Source organism: Citrobacter freundii complex sp. 2024EL-00216 (assembly GCF_043945515.1).
Classification (GTDB): Bacteria; Pseudomonadota; Gammaproteobacteria; order Enterobacterales; family Enterobacteriaceae; genus Citrobacter; species Citrobacter portucalensis.
This window is the reverse complement of sequence record NZ_JBIMRA010000021.1, coordinates 40121-60389: the sequence shown is the minus strand read 5'-3', so window position 1 is coordinate 60389 and position 20269 is coordinate 40121. Positions and strand designations below refer to the sequence as shown.

At 51.2% G+C, this 20269-nt stretch carries 18 protein-coding genes and 2 pseudogenes; 9 read left to right on the top strand and 11 right to left on the bottom strand.

The features are described from left to right. Positions 1 to 43: 43 nt before the first annotated feature. The 3 genes from ACHHZ7_RS20725 to ACHHZ7_RS20715 form a co-directional block, all read right to left on the bottom strand. Positions 44 to 1378 (bottom strand): MFS transporter, encoded by a 1335-nt coding sequence (locus tag ACHHZ7_RS20725; RefSeq protein ID WP_051642672.1) that lies wholly within the window; start codon positions 1376 to 1378, stop codon positions 44 to 46. Positions 1379 to 1438: 60 nt separating this feature from the next. Then, positions 1439 to 2653: a starvation-sensing protein RspA gene (gene rspA / locus ACHHZ7_RS20720; protein ID WP_003832907.1), complete on the bottom strand. Its 1215-nt coding sequence runs from the start codon at positions 2651 to 2653 to the stop codon at positions 1439 to 1441. 107 nt (positions 2654 to 2760) lie between these two features. Beyond that, the gene (locus tag ACHHZ7_RS20715) at positions 2761 to 3087 is read right to left on the bottom strand and encodes a YnfA family protein (RefSeq protein ID WP_008784733.1); all 327 of its coding nucleotides are present in this window, start codon (positions 3085 to 3087) and stop codon (positions 2761 to 2763) included. Between the two features lie 153 nt (positions 3088 to 3240). Between ACHHZ7_RS20715 and ACHHZ7_RS20710 the strand changes: the two genes are divergently transcribed. Then, positions 3241 to 3582 carry a DUF1283 family protein gene (locus tag ACHHZ7_RS20710; RefSeq protein WP_008784732.1) on the top strand — a complete coding sequence of 114 codons (342 nt, stop codon included), beginning with the start codon at positions 3241 to 3243 and terminating at the stop codon, positions 3580 to 3582. Positions 3583 to 3617: 35 nt separating this feature from the next. Beyond that, on the top strand, positions 3618 to 4178 hold the full coding sequence (gene speG, locus ACHHZ7_RS20705) for a spermidine N1-acetyltransferase (RefSeq protein ID WP_008784731.1): 561 nt from the start codon (positions 3618 to 3620) through the stop codon (positions 4176 to 4178). Positions 4179 to 4184: 6 nt separating this feature from the next. On the opposite strand, the gene ACHHZ7_RS20700 is transcribed toward speG, so the two are convergent. Then, positions 4185 to 4895, bottom strand: coding sequence for a YnfC family lipoprotein (locus ACHHZ7_RS20700; RefSeq protein ID WP_081003631.1), 711 nt, complete (start codon positions 4893 to 4895; stop codon positions 4185 to 4187). Positions 4896 to 4997: 102 nt separating this feature from the next. On the opposite strand from ACHHZ7_RS20700, the gene ACHHZ7_RS20695 reads away from it, so the two are divergent. Further along, positions 4998 to 5306, top strand: coding sequence for a DUF1161 domain-containing protein (locus ACHHZ7_RS20695; protein ID WP_008784729.1), 309 nt, complete (start codon positions 4998 to 5000; stop codon positions 5304 to 5306). A 148-nt stretch (positions 5307 to 5454) separates the two neighbouring features. Further along, positions 5455 to 6879 (top strand): annotated as a pseudogene (locus ACHHZ7_RS20690) (molybdopterin-dependent oxidoreductase); the annotation flags it as partial. Positions 6880 to 7581: 702 nt separating this feature from the next. On the opposite strand, the gene ACHHZ7_RS20685 reads toward ACHHZ7_RS20690, so the two are convergent. From ACHHZ7_RS20685 to ACHHZ7_RS20665, 5 genes are all read right to left on the bottom strand, one after another. Continuing rightward, positions 7582 to 8571, bottom strand: a complete 990-nt coding sequence (locus tag ACHHZ7_RS20685; protein ID WP_060682230.1) for a hypothetical protein — start codon at positions 8569 to 8571, stop codon at positions 7582 to 7584. Positions 8572 to 8635: 64 nt separating this feature from the next. Beyond that, positions 8636 to 9127 (bottom strand): hypothetical protein, encoded by a 492-nt coding sequence (locus ACHHZ7_RS20680; protein WP_060682231.1) that lies wholly within the window; start codon positions 9125 to 9127, stop codon positions 8636 to 8638. Positions 9128 to 9439: 312 nt separating this feature from the next. Beyond that, positions 9440 to 10141: a Rha family transcriptional regulator gene (locus tag ACHHZ7_RS20675; protein ID WP_060682233.1), complete on the bottom strand. Its 702-nt coding sequence runs from the start codon at positions 10139 to 10141 to the stop codon at positions 9440 to 9442. A 703-nt stretch (positions 10142 to 10844) separates the two neighbouring features. Beyond that, positions 10845 to 11561 carry an HNH endonuclease gene (locus ACHHZ7_RS20670; protein ID WP_052686864.1) on the bottom strand — a complete coding sequence of 239 codons (717 nt, stop codon included), beginning with the start codon at positions 11559 to 11561 and terminating at the stop codon, positions 10845 to 10847. A gap of 453 nt (positions 11562 to 12014) precedes the next feature. Further along, complete coding sequence (locus ACHHZ7_RS20665; RefSeq protein WP_164091697.1) at positions 12015 to 13607, bottom strand: site-specific integrase; 1593 nt, start codon at positions 13605 to 13607, stop codon at positions 12015 to 12017. 66 nt (positions 13608 to 13673) lie between these two features. Here ACHHZ7_RS20665 and ACHHZ7_RS20660 point away from each other — a divergent pair. The 5 genes and pseudogenes from ACHHZ7_RS20660 to clcB all read left to right on the top strand — a co-directional run. Next, positions 13674 to 14699: pseudogene (locus tag ACHHZ7_RS20660) on the top strand (molybdopterin dinucleotide binding domain-containing protein); the annotation flags it as partial. 10 nt (positions 14700 to 14709) lie between these two features. Next, on the top strand, positions 14710 to 15327 hold the full coding sequence (gene dmsB, locus ACHHZ7_RS20655; RefSeq protein ID WP_008784727.1) for a dimethylsulfoxide reductase iron-sulfur subunit DmsB: 618 nt from the start codon (positions 14710 to 14712) through the stop codon (positions 15325 to 15327). A gap of 1 nt (position 15328) precedes the next feature. Further along, complete coding sequence (locus ACHHZ7_RS20650; RefSeq protein ID WP_048235411.1) at positions 15329 to 16183, top strand: dimethyl sulfoxide reductase anchor subunit family protein; 855 nt, start codon at positions 15329 to 15331, stop codon at positions 16181 to 16183. Between the two features lie 42 nt (positions 16184 to 16225). Further along, positions 16226 to 16840, top strand: coding sequence for a Tat proofreading chaperone DmsD (gene dmsD, locus ACHHZ7_RS20645; protein ID WP_060682236.1), 615 nt, complete (start codon positions 16226 to 16228; stop codon positions 16838 to 16840). A 119-nt stretch (positions 16841 to 16959) separates the two neighbouring features. Further along, positions 16960 to 18249 (top strand): voltage-gated ClC-type chloride channel ClcB, encoded by a 1290-nt coding sequence (clcB, locus tag ACHHZ7_RS20640; protein WP_060683729.1) that lies wholly within the window; start codon positions 16960 to 16962, stop codon positions 18247 to 18249. Here the strand turns inward: clcB and bioD are convergent. Both bioD and mlc read right to left on the bottom strand, forming a co-directional pair. Next, positions 18205 to 18900 (bottom strand): dethiobiotin synthase, encoded by a 696-nt coding sequence (gene bioD, locus ACHHZ7_RS20635; protein ID WP_020996409.1) that lies wholly within the window; start codon positions 18898 to 18900, stop codon positions 18205 to 18207. The two genes, clcB and bioD, sit on opposite strands and share 45 nt — an antisense overlap. A 125-nt stretch (positions 18901 to 19025) precedes the next feature. After that, a complete protein-coding gene (mlc, locus tag ACHHZ7_RS20630; RefSeq protein ID WP_060683730.1) occupies positions 19026 to 20246 on the bottom strand; it encodes a sugar metabolism global transcriptional regulator Mlc in 1221 nt (406 codons plus the stop codon). Between the last annotated feature and the right edge of the window lie 23 nt (positions 20247 to 20269).

Here is a 20269-nt window from a genome sequence, read left to right as displayed (position 1 = left end):
ACCAAAGTCAGTGAATTTGGCGGCATACTGCCGCCAAAGGATATTAATGTTTCTGCCACTGCTGATATTCACGCTTAAGTCTTTGCGGAGCGGTTTCCGGCATCATCAACAAACCAATAATTGAGATAACTCCAAGTACAATCACATAGGTTGCAAGTCCATAGTAATGTCCACCTGTTACTTGCAGAATTTTTACTGCTACCAGTCCAAGAATGCCACTGCCTATTAGCGACCCCAGTTGCCAAATTAAAGCTATTCCGCTACAGCGAATATGAGTTGGGAAAAGCTCCGGAAAATAAGAAGCCTGAGGTGCATAACACATACTATGCCCAACACTCAGTACCAGGATCATTACTATTTGTGTAAGCCAAAAACTATCCTGATTAATCGCAAGAAAGAAAGGAATAATCATAACGACCTGCAGCAGCGCACCGATAATATAGACTGGTTTACGTCCAATTTTATCGCATAGCGACCCCATCAACGGTATTGCAATTATTTCTATTATGACCGCAACGATCATTGTCTCCATCAAAATATTAGCATCAAGATTGTTTGCCTTGCCGTAAGCCAAAACAATCACTGTGAACATTGCAAATGTGCAAGCTTCAATCAGTTTCGCGCAGACCCCCTTGACAACAATGCCAGGAAAATCGCGGATAACTTCAACTAATGGACGTGATTCTTCTGCTTTTGTCTCCCTAATCTGAGCAAAGACAGGTGATTCATCAATTTTTAAGCGGATAAACAGTCCAACAATAACCAGCAACAGACTCAACAGAAACGGTATACGCCACCCGTAATCCATCATTGCCTCTGGAGAAAGTGTGGCATTTAACAGCGCAAAGAGCGCTAACGGCAGGAGGAAACCAACCGGCGCACCGATTTGAACCCAACTGGAAAAAAATCCACGATGTTTGGGTTCAGAATATTCAGCCGTCATCAGTACTGCACCAGCTTGCTCACCTCCAACGCCAAATCCCTGTAATACACGAATAAAAATAAGTAAAGCTGGAGCCCAGACACCTATTTTCTCATATGTAGGTAATAACCCTATACAGAACGTCCCCAAACCAACAATTAATATAGTAATAACCAGTGCTTTTTTACGCCCAACCTTATCGCCAATATGCCCAAAGACGATTCCTCCTAATGGTCTTGCAAGGAAACCAACAGCATAGGTTGCAAAAGCAGCGAGAGTACTTATTAACGGATCGTCACTCGGGAAAAATAGATGACCAAAAAAGAGTACAGCTGCAGTCCCGTATGCAAAAAAATCATAATACTCAGCAGCAGTACCAATTGCGGATGCTGAAGCCACTCGACGAATAATAGGCTTATTATCTACGTTATTTTTAATATCGACTGAACTAACCATAAGTTTAACCTTCTGTAGGGTATTGGGTTAATCAACATCTTTCGTACGTAAAATTTATATTTACCAGTTCCACAGCGTGCCATCTTCCAGGCGAGCAACGGGCAGATATGCAGGGTCATACGGATATTTCGCCGCCAGTTTTTCGTCAAACTCGATCCCAAGACCAGGTTTGTCTCCTGGATGCATATAGCCGTTATCAAAGGTCCAGTTATGTGGGAACACTTCCAGCATTTGCTCGGAATAGCCCATATATTCCTGTACGCCGAAGTTCGGCACCCACAGATCAAAATGCAGCGCGGCGGCCATGCACACAGGCGACAGATCGGAAGGTCCATGTGAACCGGTACGAACCTGATACAGCGACGCGAAATCAGCAATCCGGCGCATACCGGTGATACCACCCGCATGGGTGATGGTGGTGCGGATATAGTCGATCAGTTGTTCTTCAATAAGCTGTTTACAGTCCCAGATGCTGTTGAACACTTCCCCTACCGCAATCGGCGTGACGGTATGCTGGCGGATCAGGCGGAAGCACTCCTGGTTTTCAGCTGGTGTTGGATCTTCCATCCAGAACAAACGGTACTGTTCAATGCTTTTGCCGAAACGGGCCGCTTCAATTGGCGTCAGACGGTGGTGCATATCGTGTAAAAGATGTTCGTTGAAACCAAACTTGTCACGCACGGCGGCAAACAGTTTTGGCGTGAAATCCAGGTATTTCTCCGTTGACCACAACTGTTCTTCCGGCCATTGCCCTTTGGTGGCGGGTTCGTAGGCCAGTCCTTTGCCCTTAGACATACCGTAAGTGGTTTTCATGCCTGGCACGCCGCACTGCACGCGAATCGCTTTAAAGCCCATCTCTTTATGACGCGCATAATCTTCGAGTACATCATCAACGGTATGGCCTGTGGTGTGGCAGTAGACCATAACCCCTTCACGAGAAGCACCGCCGAGCAACTGGTACAACGGCATATTCGCCGCTTTCGCTTTGATGTCCCAGAGAGCCATATCCACGGCGGAAATCGCCGACATGGTGACCGGCCCACGACGCCAGTACGCGCCTTTGTAAAAAAACTGCCAGATGTCCTCAATACGATGCGCATCGCGACCAATAAGCTGCGGACACACGTGATCTTTCAGATAGGACGCCACGGACAGCTCGCGTCCATTTAACGTGGCATCTCCCAGCCCGGTGATCCCATCTTCTGTCGTAATTTTCAACGTTACAAAATTACGCCCAGGACAGGTGACAAACACTTCAGCCCCAACAATCTTCATTTCTTATTCCCTACATCTGTTCTTGTGATGCAGGAAATTTACTCAACTGAACTACTACCATACAAGTATGAATATCAAAAAAGCGCTGTTTGATCACAAAAAAGGCGCTATGCGCGCCCCCATCCAGCCACAATGATCAGCATGCCGCACAACGCCACCAGCGCGCCAGACCAGTCATATAAACTGAGTTTTACACCATCGACAATACGTAGCCATAGCAGCGCGGTCACCACGTAAACACCGCCATAGGCTGCGTATACACGCCCGCTGGCTGCCGGATGCAGTGTCAGCAACCAGACGAATAAAGCCAGTGACACCCCGGCGGGTATCAGCAACCAGGCTGTAGCTCCTCGCTTAAGCCAAAGCCAGGGTAAAAAGCAGCCAATGATTTCGCATAACGCGGTGATGAAAAAAAGAAATGTGGTCTTAAGCATTGATGTTATTCAGTTACCTTCGGTTTAACCATGATACGACAGAATCTCGTTAGCGTATCCATATCCACCGGGTGGGTATGCCCGCAAACTGGAATAGTGTAGAATTTAACCCTGTTTTATCGTTTTTACCCTTTCCCATAAAAGGAATTCACCATGAAAATTACACTGACCAAACGCCTGTGCCTGACGGCTATGCTGACGCTGGCTGCGGCTGTGTACACCTCTTCCGCATTTGCTGAAACCAGTAAACTGGTCATTGAATCCGGAGACAGTGCGCAAAGTCGTCAACAAGCCGCAATGGAAAAGGAACAATGGAACGATACGCGTCAGCTTCGCCAGAAAGTCAATAAACGTGCAGAGAAAGAGTGGGACAAAGCCGATACGGCCTTTGATAGCCGTGATAAGTGCGAGCAGAGCGCTAATATTAATGCGTACTGGGAACCTAACACCCTGCGCTGCCTCGACCGCCGAACTGGCCGTTCCGTTGCCCCATAATCATTGTACTTTGAAGGATATTGAAAGGATACGATATGACTAGCGCCCTCAGTGTTAAGTTGCGCCCGCTGGAGCGTGAAGATTTACGATTCGTCCATCAGCTTGATAATAATGCCAGCGTAATGCGCTACTGGTTCGAAGAGCCTTACGAAGCGTTTGTTGAGCTGTCAGACCTGTATGACAAACACATCCACGACCAAAGCGAACGCCGCTTCGTGGTGGAGTGCGACGGTGAAAAAGCCGGGCTGGTGGAATTGGTTGAAATTAACCATGTACACCGCCGGGCCGAATTCCAGATTATTATTTCGCCGGAATATCAGGGGAAGGGTCTGGCCTCACGGGCAGCAAAGCTGGCAATGGACTATGGCTTTACCGTACTCAACCTCTATAAGCTGTATCTGATCGTCGATAAAGAGAACGAAAAGGCTATCCACATTTACCGTAAACTCGGTTTTATGGTGGAAGGCGAGCTGATCCATGAGTTCTTTATCAACGGCCAATACCGCAACACGATTCGTATGTGTATCTTCCAGCAGCAGTATCTGGCAGAGCACAAAACGGCAGGCCCTAATCTGCTGCCGCCTACCGCTCAGTAAACACGACTAGTAGTAGTCGATTGTGTTTTCAATCGAGTAATGATGTTCAACTGCCGGCTTCACGCTCTCATCAACGATAACAAGCTGGCAGTTGATCGGATTTGCGTATTCATCGTATTTGCACGTTTGTTTGACATTGCCTAACGGATGATTGTTGAGCATGCTCACCGCGGTGTAATCTAACTTCTTCAATGGGTCAACCGACGGTTTAGCATCAACCTGCAAAGTACTGTCCTTACTGACGGTTGTTTTGCCCAGCGGGTAACCTTCGGCATCATATCGATACTGCACCTTCATCTCTTTCCCCGTGGCGGAAACGACAAAACCGTTATCGTCGGTATCCCACACCACACCTGCAGCAGGCAGTTCCGCCAGTTGGCATTTGCCCTGTAAACGGATCCGTTTTTCCAGCGTTTCGGCATCCCGATAGTAGTTAGCATCCAGGACCAGCGCCATACCGGTATTGTTTTCGATATCGTGCAGTTCAAGTGTATCGAAACACCCTTCCTGTGACAGGGTACCAGCGACGCGCTTGGTGACCTCACCTTTGTCGTTGAGCAGCGTTTGACTGAAATCTTTCACCGGCCCGCGCAGCGGATCGAAATCAAACTCATTGGAAAAACTGGCCATTTCCGGCGTAAAGGAAACCAGCCCTTTGGCGTTATCACACCCGACCAGCACGACACACAGGAAACCTAACAGGGTCTGTTTCTTCACATTTTTCACCGGGATAAGAAGATAATTCTCAATCATATTAGCAAATACAGTTATTTACACCAGAAATGCTAATCTTAGTCTATGTCGATCATAAAGGAGCTGATGATGAAATACGTAACAGGAATTGCCGCGATCTTACTGGCAGTTGCATCCCCACAGGTTCTGGCCGCACCTGCGTCATGTGAACGCGTGAAAAGCGATATCGAGCAGCGCATCATCAATAATGGCGTCGCAGAGTCCAGTTTTACGCTGAACATTGTCCCCAACGATCAGGCCGATCAACCTGATTCACTGGTGGTAGGACATTGTGCAAACGATACGCACAAAATTCTCTACACCCGGACTAACAGTGGAAACGCCCCTGCCAACAGCTCGCCTGCACAGGACGGGCACGTCGCCGAACCGCAATAAATCATACCCTCCGTACGCGGAGGGTTACTCCAGTTTGATATGCATTAAGATGCCATACTCATAAATGGGTAAACTCACTCTATTATTAGCATGCTATTAATTTCGCTGTAGAGATTAATATATAGCGATAACTATAATGGAGTGAGTTATGTCTGATACTGAGCAATATGGAGGCATTAGCCGCAGGATGTTAGTGAAATCCTCGGCTATAGGTTCGTTGGCGCTTGCCGCTAGCGGGTTATCGTTACCTTTTGGGATGCGCACCGCAGCTGCTGCGGTACAACAGGCGATACAACCGGCTGAAGAGAAAGTGGTTTGGGGCGCTTGTTCCGTGAACTGCGGCAGTCGTTGTGCCCTGCAACTCCACGTCAAAGATGACGAGGTCGTATGGGTGGAGTCTGATACGACCGGAGACGATATTTATGGTCAGCACCAGGTGCGTGCCTGTTTACGTGGACGCTCAATCCGTCGACGGATCAATCATCCGGATCGTCTCAATTATCCTATGAAGCGCGTGGGCAAACGCGGTGAGGGTAAATTCGAACGCATAACCTGGCAGGAAGCGCTGGATACCATCAGCACCAGTTTAAAAAATACCGTACAAAAATACGGTAATGAGGCCGTGTACATCAACTACACCTCTGGCATTGTCGGCGGCAATATTACTCGCTCCTCCCCTTATGCCTCGCTGGTCGCTCGATTGATGAACTGCTATGGCGGATTCCTGAGCCATTACGGCACATACAGTACCGCACAAATCGCGGCGGCAATGCCTTACACCTACGGCTCAAATGACGGCAACAGTACTTCCGACATTGAAAACACGAAGCTGGTGGTGATGTTCGGCAATAACCCTGCCGAAACGCGCATGAGCGGCGGTGGCATAACATACTTCCTTGAGCAGGCCCGCGAGCGTTCTAACGCCCGCATGATCGTCATCGACCCGCGTTATACCGATACCGCTGCGGGTCGTGAAGATGAGTGGATCCCTATCCGTCCGGGAACCGATGCCGCACTGGTGGCGGGAATCGCCTGGGTCCTGATTAACGAAGATCTCGTCGACCAGGCATTCCTTGACACATATTGCGTCGGTTATGACGAGAAAACCCTACCCGCTGACGCCCCCGCTAACGGACATTACAAGGCCTATATACTTGGCAATGGCGATGACGGTGTCGCTAAAACGCCCCAATGGGCCTCGCATGTTACAGGGATCCCGGCCGAGCGCATCATTAAACTGGCACGAGAAATCGGTAGTACAAAACCGGCGTATATTTGTCAGGGTTGGGGTCCACAACGTCAGGCTAACGGCGAACTGACTTCGCGCGCGATCGCGATGCTGCCAATCCTGACCGGCAACGTTGGCATCAACGGCGGCAATAGCGGTGCACGAGAATCAACCTACACCATCACGATTGAACGCATGCCGCTGCCGGATAATCCCATCAAGACCCAGATATCCTGCTTTAGCTGGACCGACGCCATCGCCCGGGGTCCGGAAATGACCGCAACCCGCGATGGAGTGCGCGGTAAAGATAAGCTTGATGTACCGATTAAATTTATCTGGAACTTCAAGGACTTGAAGCGGACCCTTAGTAGGCCTGAGGTCCTGCATTGAGTCAAGACCTTGTGTCATTCTTTGTGCCAGACTTGTGTCATTAGACGGGATGTCTAGACGGCTGGTCAGGACCCCCGGTGGCCTCGGTCTGGACTTGAGGTGGGCCTATGGGGGGAAGTCTGCTGGCTTAATGTATTAGATGGTCATTCACATTTTTCTGTCAGAAACCATCGGTCCCACTGTGAGTCCAAACCTAAGGACCTAGAAGTCCACCCACAGCCTTAGACAGAGTGTCGAACACATCCACACCGAGTCGACCAGAGAGGACCATGTAGAGACCCACAGAGAGGAACACGAGTTTATAGACCAGAGTCAGGAGGGACTTCAGGTCTGCGGAAGTCATAGACATAAAGCTCCTATCTGTTATGTTATATTATTACATTAACAACAGGTCCAGACCATAGTTAGTTAATCACAGTGATAGCCCACCACCTGAAGTCCTGCTGATATTCAGTCCAGACTTACCTCTGCTCATGGTCTTACCTCCCTCGGTCTCCTGACCTTGGGTATCGACTACAGCTTGCTGAGCGTCATCTGGAGGAGCTACAGGAGGAGCTACAGGAGGCGGGACCGAAGCCCCACCTTGAGTCCCACCACCACCTGTCAGGCCCTTGGCGATGGACCTGAAGCCTTTACTAATGCTCTTACCCATTGGTCTTACGCTTCGGTCTTGGTGAACTTCAGGCGTTTGACTACAGGCAGGACGGCAGTAGCTGAGCCAGTGCCCATCTTGACGGTCGTAGCAGCTTCAGCGACAACGAACACTTTACCGAGGATTTCCAAGTCGTGGGACTGAGAGTCGCCATCACGTGAAAGGACGACCGTAATATTCTCACCGTCGTGACGGAAGCAGCCGAAGCTCAGGGCCGTGAAGCGTTTAGCCAACATGAACACACCTTTGTCCTCACCGTTGTAATATGCGATGTCGGTACCCAGCATATCCACGATAGCGTCTTCACCAGAGAAGCCCTGCTTAGCAGCCAGACGAGAGAGAGCCTTGATGTGTGACTCATGGGCGATAATGCCATAGTCAGAAACCTCAGAACCGAAAGATGGCTCGGTGTTGTCATACAGAGCGTCCATGATAGCGTCTGCCTTAGCGGTCAGGCTACCAGTCAGGACAGGAAGCTCGACGGTCTTCAGCAGCTTAGAGGACTCCAGAACGTCAACCATTTTAGAGTTAATGGTACGGACCACGTTATCGCAGATGTTCAGAGCGTCCTGCTGGAGCGTCCCCTGAGTGAAACCAGTAGAGGACTTCTGGTCCCATAACTTGGTCTGGTGGGACACGAGGATAGCTTGCTCAATCGGCTCGACGGTGATTTCAGTACCAGACGGAGCGGTCACGACTTCAGGTCGCTTGCCACCACGGACAGGGACCAGCACAGAGCGGTCAGCCAGAGTGTGAGCAATGATTGGAGTCGGTAAGCTGTTACGGGTCGGCAGGACTTCTACCGGGAACGGGATGTTATCCTGAGCGTCTTTAAGCACTGAATTGAGCATGGTCTTCACCAGCTTAGCTAACTGGAAGGCATAGACCTGCGGGTCTGCGTTGGTCGGCAGACCTTCGTTAATCTGAAGGTTGTCGGTGTCGGTGATACGAACAGGCTCAATGCCGAACTGTAAAGCGTCTTTAGTCAGAGTCATGATAATCAATCTCCTTGAGTCAGATATTTGAAGTCCCTAACGGTAAGTCAGGGACCGTGTGTTCTTAGATGGAATCCATCCAGTTAGCGCCACTATCGAGGTCAGCCATAATTGAAGCCTTGGAACGACCAGCAGAATGGGTAGCGCTGCGGAGGTTCTCACCATAGGTCCGGCGTTCAGTTTTGACCTGTTCGCGGCGCTGTAGCTCTTTCTGCCATTCGGCCTCGGTCATGAACATTTCGCGGGTACGCTCTTTCTGAGACGCCAGCTCTTTAGTGATACGCTCAGCCTCGATACGTTTATTCATCTGGCGGCGTTGGTAGGCAGTCATCAGGTCATTACTGAAGAAGTTTCCAATGGCCACGCCAGCTTCAGCCAGAGCTTCCAGTAACTCCATAGACTCACGGCTGGTAGACGGCAGGCCTGACAGGTAGCCCGGAATGAGGGTCTTGATAGCGAGCGACAGCGGATAGGACTGACCGTCCAAACTCACAGTGTTCTCGTAAAGATTGATGTCGGTGACTAACAGTTTCCAGTCGTTGTTGTTGAATAACATGTTCATTTCTCCTCTTGAGGTTGAGACTATCGGTCGACCACAGGCATGTTTAGTCCTGCGGCGTCTCCCCGCATCGGTCATCTCAAAAGGTTTAAATTAGGTATTGAGTAGGTGAGCTACTAACGGTTAGGCGCTAGCTTGCTAGCTGACGGCAGTTTCATAGCGACCAGTTGCGCTATTAGCTCGTCTCGTGATTGGTGCTGGCGGGTCTCATCTTCCGTGTCTAGACCAAGCTCCTTCAGGATGACTTCAGTCCGGTAGCCACGGTAACGGAGAGTCATGCGGCCCTCAGGTGTGCGCGGGTCAATCATCTTAGAGTCCCTCCAGCTTGCCGGATTGGGCCTGCTTCAGGAGATGCTCTTGCTTCTGCTGGTCGGTGCCAGTGAAGGCAATAAGGATGCCTCGCAGTTTATCGACTATCGCAGGCTTACCGAAGACCTCCAATCCCTTAGCGTTGAAGCGAAAGTTATAACCACCTGCTGAGAACTTCTGGTCTGACGGCTTAATGATACGGAAGCAGTCGGAATACTTTGGATTTACAGACCACTCGTTACTGATTGGATTCTTACGAAAGAGACCACGATGCTGAAGAAGTGCGGTCATTAGCTTCTGAGCGGGTAGACCATAGGTTTTGCAGTAGTCACCCCAAGTCACGCCTCGACGGTTAGCAGACTGAATGGCTGCTCGCTTCTTCTGGTCTTCCAGTTGAAGGACTCGACGCTCTAACGTCTGAATATGGTCGTAACACTTGGCGCGGAGGTGAACGGAATAGCCAGCGACCAGAATAAAAGTATGCTTACGGTCGAGACGGTACATTACCCGGCTCTCGCCTTTAGCGTCCTTGTATACTTCCTCGCCAACCAGCTCAGTTTTGAGCGCGTTAAGCTCCTCAGCCATATTGCGAATATCGCGCAGGACATTTCGGTGCTCCTTGCCTGTCAGCTCCGCAATTTCAACTGAGGTCATGGACACAAGCTGGTCGAGGTTAATGATGCTGATTTCTTGTTGGGACATTTACGTGTACTCCTTTTGTTTGCACCCTGAAGTCGCACCCCACTGACCTACTCAAGCCCCCACGTAAAGGGAGACCAGCAGGCAACAGGACGCAAACAGAATGACTTGAGGTAATTGTGATGTGGTCTGCGATGACCAGTAGTGATAAAGGTGCAAGACAGCATGTCCGACGTCCAGATGGTGAGCGGCGATAGACCCAAGTCATAATGAAGACACGAGAACGCTAACGGGCTGGGAGTCTGACAGAGGCTGTCTTGCTAGCCTTGGTATGGAGAAAGACTTAATGTCGGGAGAGCTTCCGCATAACTTGACGCATCAAGACCAGAGGCGGAATGTATGGTCTCCCGATAGTGAGGGTGTAATCTTTCTAACAGTGATAGTTAAGCCCTACCACTGGTCATACATACATACCCAACCGCAAGCAACGACCCAATGTATACAGGGTCCCGATGCTTGAAGTCTGGACTGTAGGTAGTAATAGGAATTGTGTTACCACAATCATAATAATGACTTTGGATGAGCCTAAGGTACTAACTTCAGTCTGCCTCCTTAGGTCTTAACTTAAGTCTAACCTTAAGTCGGCATCTATTGGTCTGCCCCCCTACCCCCATCGCTGGTTGGTCTGGTCTCAGTGTCTGCCCGTTCTTCCTACTAGTGAGAGTTTATTACAGGCCAGAGCAGGCGCCGCTCTCAGCCTAATGACTCACAGTTGAATAAGGTCAGACTCAGCTACCGAATGTCGCTTACCATCGGCTGTTTGCCTGTACATTTGACCAGTAGCGCGGTTTAGTCGGACGTGAGCTGGCTTACCGCCAGTCAATACCTTACCGAGGACAGGTCCAGTCTGGTACTTGATGTCCGCAGCCTTCTGGTCCTTCTCCGTCCACTCGGTCCAACCATCAAAAGCAAACTCCTTGTGATGTTCTTGACGCAGCTCCTGAAGGAAGAGAATCAGGTCGGAGACTGAAGGCGACAACCGCGTGTAGTGTCGACCGCTAAGACGAAGCATAGCCCGATATTGGTCAGCTTTGGCGTAGTAGCTAATGCCCTTAGGCAAATAGTTCTGACGCTTACCGCCGTGACTATCTGCGTTCCATCGGTTCTCCTGATACGTGCAGACCCGTAGGTTGTCAGGATGGTCATTGAGACGATTACCGTCGATGTGGTCTACCACGTACCCGTCAGGGATGCGGCCTTTACACAGGCTGTAGATGACTCTGGAGCGACGATAGGTCTTACCCAGTACATTCACATTGGCGTAGCCTTGCTCACTTACAGCGAAACTCACAGGCTCTCCGGTTGCACGCCTGGATTTGCCGTAAGGTTTCTTAACTCGGAGTAGCTCCGGTATGGTTGAGTCGAAAGTTAGATAGTCGTACAGGCGAGTGCGGAAAGTGTCGGACTCGTAGCGTTTAGACATGTGATGTCCCTCCGTGGAAAGGTTAACGATGTGATTAGATTAAGTGTGGAAGACTTCCCGCATGGACGCTCCGCAAAGGACCAGAGGCGAGGCTGTGAGCTGGCGAGCAGCTAACGTTAATCTCCTGATAGTGAGGATGTAATCCATCCTACTGTGATAGTTAAGCCCCTCCTTATAGATTCCCTTGACAAAAGCATATAAATCATGTAGAGAGACCTAAGATGACTTTTATTTCAAACACTAAGCGAGTTCAACATGGCGACAATAATTGGGCTGGGTGTCATCCTGCTAGCGTTACTTGGGCATATATGGTCCCAGACAAAAAGAATAGAAAAGCTGGAATGGAACAACTGGCGGTTATCAGCAGAAAATGAAAAGCTGAAAAGTGAGCTTACCGCTAGGGACTAAGGGTCGCCCACCTTAACGACCCATCGCTTACCGCCCACTCAAGGACTACGGGGTCGACAACGCTACAGCCAGCGCATCAGCCAGACGTCCTACCGCGTGTCCCTTCCCGTACAGGTCGTAAGTGATTGACTGCGAGCTATGACCTAAGATGCCTTGAGCGTCCACCAGATTGACTCCACGCTCTTTCATACGGGTCGCCAGCCAATGCCTCAGACTATGAAGCGAGACGTTATCAGCGTCTGGCAGGGCCTCAGTCAGGACCCTTGAGTTAAACCAGTTAGAGTAGGCGCTCGGTGTCATCCCGAAGAGAGGACCATCATCAGGCTGAGCGTCTACCCACGACAGGAAGGACGTCAGGTCAAACCCATAAGCGCCATCGGTCAGCGGTACAAGTCGGACTGAATGCTTGTTCTTTACGGACTTCCCGTCCCCATCTTCATTAATGTCGATACAGACCAGTCCATTGTCCAAGGTTACAATGTCACGTTTAGTCAGGTGGCAGACCTCAGCAGACCGAGCACCAGTGACCACAGAGACCAGAGTCGCCCACCTGCGAGCCTCAGAGGTCGTGTGAGCGGTATGTCGTGTGAACTGATACTCAGCCTCTACCCGGACAAGAAGTCTCTCCAGCTCCTCGTCAGTGAATGCTCTACGCTTGGAGTCGATATCCTTGGTCAGCTTCATCCGTTCAATAGGGTTGCGGCCCTCAAGTTGCCCATTCATCAGGCCATAATCGAGACACATCTTCGCTTTGGTCAGCAGCTTGTTGATTGTCGATGGTCTCACCTCAGAAGCCAGCATAGCGTCCCTGACAGCCAGCCACTCAGAGCGAGACATCAGGTCCATGTCTTCAGGCAGGAACCGGGAGACAGTATTTAGTGAGGACGAGAGGTCCTTGTAGCTGGAGGACTTCAGGGTCTGGACCTTCTCAGCCAGCAGTGAGGACACAAGCTCAGAAAAACTACAGATAGCGACCTCAGGTTGGCGCTCCTGCGTGAATACTTCTGGGCTGACTCCCTGCTCGTTACTCAGAATTGCCATAGAGTCGCATATAGTTGAGTAATCCGTAGGGTTATTCATCACAATATCAATCAGGCCAGAGGTATCACCAGTGTCTACCCTCTGCTGTGCTGCGGTCAGGACTTCAAGCGCTAACCTTATGCCCTTCTGCTGGTCCAGACTCAGAGCCTGCGTAGCTGCTAGCTCCTTCAGGTTCGACTTCTCGTCCACCAGAGTAGCGACCTCAAGTCCATTCCAGTAGTCATCACTAGCGTCTGTCAGGAACTGCTCAGCCATAGACCGGAGGTGGTCCGTAAGCTCCTGTAGCGAGACTTCAGGTCTATCCAACATGAAGGCCTTAGCTGTGGCTGCAAGCTCTCTCTGACGCATTTTGGCTACTCTCCTGTGTGTGCTGCGGGTCGATACTGAAAGAAACGGTGTGGTCTGTCCCTTGAGTCTGAAGCGGATAGTATATCGACCATTGGCTCTACGGACTAACTGAGGCTTAGCTACGCCGAGTAGATTGATTTGTGTCAGCCTTGTGTCAGGACTTGAGGTGTAGACTTGCTGATACAGATAGGGAGACCCAGAGAAAGAACTGGATGAATACACAGTATTATCATGATTAATGTCAGTCATATCAGGACCTTAAGTAGCATTGAGTCAACTACTTCAAGTCCATCCATCCGTCTGACAATGGAGTCTATCTGGAACTACGCGGGCAACACCATTACTAATCAGCACTCAGATATCAATAAAACGCATGAGATCCTTCAGGATGATACGAAATGCGAAATGATAGTGGTCATCGAAAATTTCATGACATCCTCTGCGAAATATGCCGATATTCTGCTGCCGGACCTAATGACCGTCGAACAGGAAGACATCATTCCTAACGACTATGCGGGCAACATGGGATACCTCATTTTTATTCAACCCGCGACGTCACCGAAGTTCGAACGCAAACCGATCTACTGGATAATGAGCGAAGTCGCCAAACGCCTTGGCAATGATATCTATCAACGGTTTACGGAAGGCCGTACTCAGGAACAGTGGCTCCAGTATCTGTATGCAAAAATGCTGGCCAAGGACCCCGCGCTCCCTTCTTATGACGAGCTGAAAAAAATGGGGATCTATAAACGCAAAGATCCTAACGGGCATTTTGTCGCTTATAAAAAATTCCGCGACGATCCGCAGGCCAATCCACTCAAAACACCGTCTGGAAAGATTGAAATTTACTCCAGCCGGCTGGCGAAAATTGCTAACACCTGGGAGTTGCAGAAGGATGAAGTAATTAGCCCACTTCCCGTCTACGCCTCCACGTTTGAAGGGTGGGACGATCCTAAACGCAGCGCATTTCCGCTACAGTTGTTTGGCTTTCATTACAAATCCCGTACGCACTCCAGCTACGGCAATATTGATGTTCTGCAGGCGTCCTGTCGTCAGGAAGTGTGGATCAACCCCGTCGATGCCCAAAAGCGTGGTATTGCAAATGGCGATATGGTGCGGGTCTTTAACGACCGCGGGGAAGTACGTATTCCGGCCAAAGTGACGCCACGGATCCTGCCTGGCGTCAGCGCAATGGGCCAGGGTGCATGGCACGATGCGGATATGGCCGGCGACAAAATTGACCATGGTGCCTGCGTTAATACGCTGACAACACAGCGCCCTTCACCGCTGGCAAAAGGCAACCCACAGCACACTAATCTGGTCGAGATCGAGAAGGTTTAAGGACTAACCCATGACAACTCAGTATGGATTTTTTATTGATTCCAGTCGTTGCACCGGGTGCAAAACCTGCGAGCTGGCCTGCAAAGACTATAAAGACCTCACCCCTGACGTCAGTTTCCGGCGGATTTACGAATACGCAGGTGGTGACTGGCAGGAAGACAACGGTGTTTGGCACCAGAACGTTTTTGCCTACTATCTCTCCATCTCCTGTAACCACTGCGAGGATCCGGCCTGCACCAAGGTTTGCCCAAGTGGTGCGATGCATAAGCGTGAGGATGGTTTTGTGGTGGTCGATGAAGACGTGTGCATTGGCTGTCGCTACTGTCATATGGCCTGCCCGTACGGTGCGCCACAGTACAATGCTGCAAAAGGACATATGACCAAGTGTGATGGCTGCCATGATCGTGTGGCAGACGGCAAAAAGCCCATCTGCGTCGAGTCCTGTCCGCTGCGTGCGCTGGATTTTGGCCCCATCGACGAACTGCGCAAAAAACATGGTGAACTGGCTGCCGTCGCCCCGCTGCCGGGTGCGCACTTCACCAAACCAAATATTGTGATCAAACCAAACGCCAATTGCCGCCCGACCGGGGATACCACGGGTTTTCTGGCTAATCCAAAGGAGGTGTAAAATGGGAAATGGATGGCATGAATGGCCGCTGGTACTGTTCACGGTGCTGGGCCAGTGCGTAGCCGGGGCGCTGATCGTCAGTGGTTACGGCTGGCTGACCGCTAAAGACGAGTTGGCAAAACAACGTATCGTTCGCAGTATGTTTTTTCTCTGGCTGGTAATGGGCATAGCCTTTCTCGCCTCGATCATGCATTTAGGTTCGCCGCTGCGCGCGTTTAACTCGCTGAACAGAATTGGCGCATCGGCGCTAAGTAACGAAATCGCCAGCGGTTCGCTGTTTTTCGCCGTCGGTGGCCTGTGGTGGCTGGTGGCGTTTCTCGGTAAAATGCCCGCAGCGTTAGGTAAAATCTGGATGCTGTTGAGCATGTTGCTGGGCCTGGTATTTGTCTTTGCGATGACCAACGTCTACCAGATAGACACCGTCCCAACCTGGTATAACGGCTATACTACACTGGCGTTTTTCATGACGATGCTGCTCAGTGGACCGCTATTTGCCGCTCTGCTGCTGCGTGCTGCAGGTGTTTCTTTTAACGCCGCCAGATTCGCCGGTATCAGCGTATTGGCTCTGCTGGTTACGGTGGCCGTTATTGTGCTGCAGGGACTGTCACTCGGCGAGATCCACAGTTCGGTACAATCCGCCAGCGCACTGGTTCCCGACTACGGCAGTTTACAGGTCTGGCGTGTGCTGCTGCTGGCCGCGGGTCTGGGTTGCTGGATATGTCCGTTGATCCGTCGCAAAGGACCGTCAGTTGGCGGGTTGGCGCTCGGGTTAATTCTGGTGCTTGTCGGTGAAATCATTGGCCGCGGTTTGTTTTACGGTTTACATATGACAGTCGGAATGGCTGTTGCAGGTTAACTTTCGGGTGCGGGGCAACCCGCACTGTTCAGGATTGTTTGCATGACCCATTTTTCACAACGAGACAACTTTTCTACTGCAGCGCGTGTGCTCGGCGCGCTATTTTACTATGCCCTAGACAGTGCGGAAGCTTCGGCACTGGTCAGTGCGTTAAGAACCGATGGCTGGCAGACGCAGTGGCCGCTTGAAAAGACAACGCTTTCGCCGTTAGTCGCTCAGTTTCAGGCTGAGGCCGATGAGTCTCTCCCGCAGGCCTGGCAACGTCTGTTTGTTGGACCTTATGCGCTCCCTTCTCCGCCATGGGGATCCGTCTGGCTGGATCGTGAAAACGTGTTGTTTGGCGACTCCACGCTGGCTTTGCGTCAGTGGATGCGGGACAACGGCATCCAGTTTGCCATGCAGCAAAATGAGCCAGAAGATCACTTTGGTTCACTGCTGTTGCTGACGGCCTGGCTTGCCGAGAACGAACGCCACACCGAGTGCGAGCAACTGCTGGCCTGGCATCTGTTCCCATGGTCATCGCGCTTTCTTAATGTGTTTATCGAAAAAGCCGATCACCCGTTCTACCAGGCGCTTGGTGAGCTGGCGCGCCTGACGCTGGCACAGTGGCAATCACAGTTACTGATCCCGGTAGCCGATAAGCCTTTGTTCCGTTAATTTCGTCACAGGCAGGAATTGTCCTGCCTGTGGTGCATCCTGTTGCGCACGCTGTGCTTTTGCTTCTGTTGCCTAATAGCCGCAAAATAGAGCGTCTGAATTTTCCAGTCTGGCCACTCATGCATCATTTACATGCTTACCCTGACCTGCGTGCCATGTTCCGCCGCCTGATGATCGCCGCGTTGATTGGCGTCCTTGCTGCGCTGGCCGTCGCAGGATTTCGTCATGCCATGCTACTTCTCGAATGGTTGTTTCTGAGCAACAACACAGGGAGTCTGGTCAACGCAGCGACAAACCTTTCGCCCTTAAGGCGTATGCTGACACCTGCACTCGGCGGTCTGGCGGCTGGATTACTACTGTGGGGCTGGCAAAAATTTAACCGTTTACGTCCGCAGGCTCCCACTGATTATATGGAAGCCCTGCAAACCGACGGACAATTTGACGTCAGTGCAAGCCTGGTGAAATCGCTGGCCTCGTTACTGGTCGTCGCCAGCGGGAGCGCCATCGGACGTGAAGGTGCCATGATTTTACTGGCGGCGCTGGCGGCCTCCTGCTTTGCTCAACGCTTTACCCCGCGTACAGAATGGAAGTTATGGATTGCCTGTGGCGCCGCTGCAGGTATGGCTGGAGCCTATCATGCCCCGCTGGCGGGCAGTTTATTTATTGCCGAAGTATTGTTTGGCACGCTGATCCTCGCCTCACTGGGACCGGTAGTGGTATCCGCCGTAGTCGCATTACTCACCACCAATCTGCTTAGCGACAGCAATGCGCTGCTGTATACCGTGCACCTGTCGCGGGAATTACATGCTCTGGAATACGTTATGATTGTCAGCACCGGTCTGGCTGCTGGCATCTGCGGACCGCTCTTCATGTGGTTGATGACCGCCAGCCATAATGTATTTTTGCGCTTAAAACTCTCGCCACCGTGGCAACTGGCGCTTGGCGGGTTGATCGTTGGCCTGCTTTCATTGCTCACGCCTACGGTCTGGGGTAATGGCTACAGCGTGGTGCAGTCATATTTACTTTCACCACCGCCGCTGGCCGTGGTTAGCGGGATTTTTATCTGCAAATTACTGGCGGTGCTTGCCAGCAGTGGATCCGGTGCCCCGGGTGGCGTGTTTACGCCAACGCTGTTTGTCGGCTTGTCGGTGGGCATGTTGCTGGGTCAGGTATGGGGATTATGGCTTCCGGGCTCGGATGAAATTGCCATTTTGCTGGGATTAACGGGGATGGCCACGCTGCTGGCGGCTACCACGCATGCACCAATAATGTCGACGTTGATGGTTTGTGAAATGACCGGGGAGTATCGCCTGCTCCCCGGATTACTGATCGCCTGTGTCCTGGCGTCGGTACTGTCGCGTACGTTACGCCACGACTCTATCTACCGACAGCACGCTGCCGAGCATTGACAGGCGGATGTACTGAGACAGTTCACGCTGCTCTGCACGAGGCAGATAAGGCAGTTCACCGATCAGCGGTGCAGGTAATTTTTTACCCAGCACATCAATGATTTCCGCATAATGCGCCAGCCCCGGGTTAATGCGATTCGCAACCCAGCCAATCAACGGCAGTCCGTCGCTGGCTATCGCCTGCGCGGTGAGGATCGCATGATTAATACAGCCTTCCTGGATACCCACTACCATCAGCACCGGCAGTTGTTCCTGCACCACCCACTCCGATAACGGACGCAGATCGTTCATCAAGCTCCGCCAGCCTCCGGTGCCTTCCACGACAACGTGATCGACTTTTTCGCTGAGGCTTGCGAGACCGTTGGATAACAGGGTGTAATTGACCGGACCACTATGCGCTACGCTACTTTCATCTTCGCTCAACGCAATTGGGTTAATCGCCTCATAAGGCAGCTCAATAGATGACACACTTTGCAGTACCAGTGCATCTTTGTTGCGCAGACCTTCAGGCGTCTCTTTGCTGCCTTTGGCTACAGGTTTGTAACCCGCAACGCTTTTACCCCCTGACGCTAACGCTTGTAGTAATGCGCGGGAAACTACGGTCTTCCCAACAGAAGTGTCTGTACCTGTAATAAAGAAACGCTTCAGCATCACTAACTCCACCGTTATGCTTTGAAAATATAAGTCAGGAAAATAAAACAGTGGAGAAAGTCTAAGGTATGACGACCAGGATCAGCTTGAGATAGCGCAATTTTTCGTACAACAGTTAAAAAATGTTAACCCTGTAATAGACGAATCAACAAAGAACCGTTATACATCGCGTCCTTCACGAGCGCCGCCCCCGCCATCGTCCCCTGATTGGTAAACTGGGTACTTTCAACGACTATATGCTGACTGTAAGCCGGAAGCGCCTGCTGACGAATGCTGTCAGCGATGGTTGGGAACAAGATATCTGCCGCTTTACTGAGCGGAGAGCCAATCAATATCTTTTGCGGGTTGAACAAATTCACCATGATGGCAAGAATTCGACCGACGTGGGTCCCAACGCCGCTAATGATATCTTTCGCCAATAAATCACCCTGCATGGCCGCCAGACACAGCGCGTCTACCGTTAACGGTTGCCCATGTAGAGAAGAACTCATTGACTGCTTCAGGCGCACCTGCGCCAATTCGAGCACGCTATCGACGCTGGCGATTGTTTCCAGACAACCATGGTTGCCGCAATAGCAGCGTTTACCGTAGGGATCGACCTGCGTATGGCCAATCTCCACCAGGCTACTGCTGCATGCATGCAGCAAATGGCCGTCAGTGATCACCCCTGCACCCACGTTATGATCGATCACCACCTGAATGACGTCGCGCGCACCGCGCGATGCGCCAAAAAGCGCCTCGGCCATCGTCCAGGCGCTGATATCGTGCTGAATATACACCGGCACGCCGGTATGGTTCTCAAGCGCTTCGCCCAACGGCATCTCTTTGACATCTTCGTAAAATGGCATGCGATGAACGATACCGTTTTCAGTATCAATAATGCCGGGTAAGGTGATGGCAATGGAGGTTAAGCGCTCCAGCTTTTGCTGGTGGCGGATGAAAAACTGATCGACCTGGGTTATCACGCGATCCAGCAACGGCGTTTCACTGACCAGCGCCATTTCAAGACAATCTTCAACCACCAGCTTGCTGCTCAGATCGCGTAGCGCCAGAAAAATCTCGCCACGACTGATACGAATGGATAAGTAGTGCCAGGCCTCCGTTTCGACAACCAGCCCAACGGCCGGACGTCCACGGCTACCCGCTTCCTTGATTTCCAGCTCTTGCACCAGATGCGCTTCGAGCATTTCGCGGACAATTTTGGTAATGCTGGCAGGCGCCAATTGTGCCAGACGGGAGAGATCAATACGCGATACCGGACCCAGCTGATCAATCAGGCGATAAACCGCACCCGCATTGGTCTGCTTAATTTGATCGATATGCCCAGGCTGACTATCAGCAACCACCACTTACTCCCTTTATTTTCGCG

Bases quoted from the DNA above. Each gene is read 5' to 3' on its own strand.
- ACHHZ7_RS20710 (WP_008784732.1), top strand. From the start codon at position 3,241: ATGAAAATTACACTGACCAAACGCCTGTGCCTGACGGCTATGCTGACG.
- ACHHZ7_RS20715 (WP_008784733.1), bottom strand. From the start codon at position 3,087: ATGCTTAAGACCACATTTCTTTTTTTCATCACCGCGTTATGCGAAATC.
- ACHHZ7_RS20665 (WP_164091697.1), bottom strand. From the start codon at position 13,607: ATGACTGACATTAATCATGATAATACTGTGTATTCATCCAGTTCTTTC.
- ACHHZ7_RS20695 (WP_008784729.1), top strand. From the start codon at position 4,998: ATGATGAAATACGTAACAGGAATTGCCGCGATCTTACTGGCAGTTGCA.
- ACHHZ7_RS20725 (WP_051642672.1), bottom strand. From the start codon at position 1,378: ATGGTTAGTTCAGTCGATATTAAAAATAACGTAGATAATAAGCCTATT.
- ACHHZ7_RS20670 (WP_052686864.1), bottom strand. From the start codon at position 11,561: ATGTCTAAACGCTACGAGTCCGACACTTTCCGCACTCGCCTGTACGAC.
- ACHHZ7_RS20685 (WP_060682230.1), bottom strand. From the start codon at position 8,571: ATGACTCTGACTAAAGACGCTTTACAGTTCGGCATTGAGCCTGTTCGT.
- speG (WP_008784731.1), top strand. From the start codon at position 3,618: ATGACTAGCGCCCTCAGTGTTAAGTTGCGCCCGCTGGAGCGTGAAGAT.
- clcB (WP_060683729.1), top strand. From the start codon at position 16,960: ATGCATCATTTACATGCTTACCCTGACCTGCGTGCCATGTTCCGCCGC.
- ACHHZ7_RS20675 (WP_060682233.1), bottom strand. From the start codon at position 10,141: ATGTCCCAACAAGAAATCAGCATCATTAACCTCGACCAGCTTGTGTCC.
- dmsB (WP_008784727.1), top strand. From the start codon at position 14,710: ATGACAACTCAGTATGGATTTTTTATTGATTCCAGTCGTTGCACCGGG.
- ACHHZ7_RS20650 (WP_048235411.1), top strand. From the start codon at position 15,329: ATGGGAAATGGATGGCATGAATGGCCGCTGGTACTGTTCACGGTGCTG.
- bioD (WP_020996409.1), bottom strand. From the start codon at position 18,900: ATGCTGAAGCGTTTCTTTATTACAGGTACAGACACTTCTGTTGGGAAG.
- ACHHZ7_RS20680 (WP_060682231.1), bottom strand. From the start codon at position 9,127: ATGTTATTCAACAACAACGACTGGAAACTGTTAGTCACCGACATCAAT.
- dmsD (WP_060682236.1), top strand. From the start codon at position 16,226: ATGACCCATTTTTCACAACGAGACAACTTTTCTACTGCAGCGCGTGTG.
- rspA (WP_003832907.1), bottom strand. From the start codon at position 2,653: ATGAAGATTGTTGGGGCTGAAGTGTTTGTCACCTGTCCTGGGCGTAAT.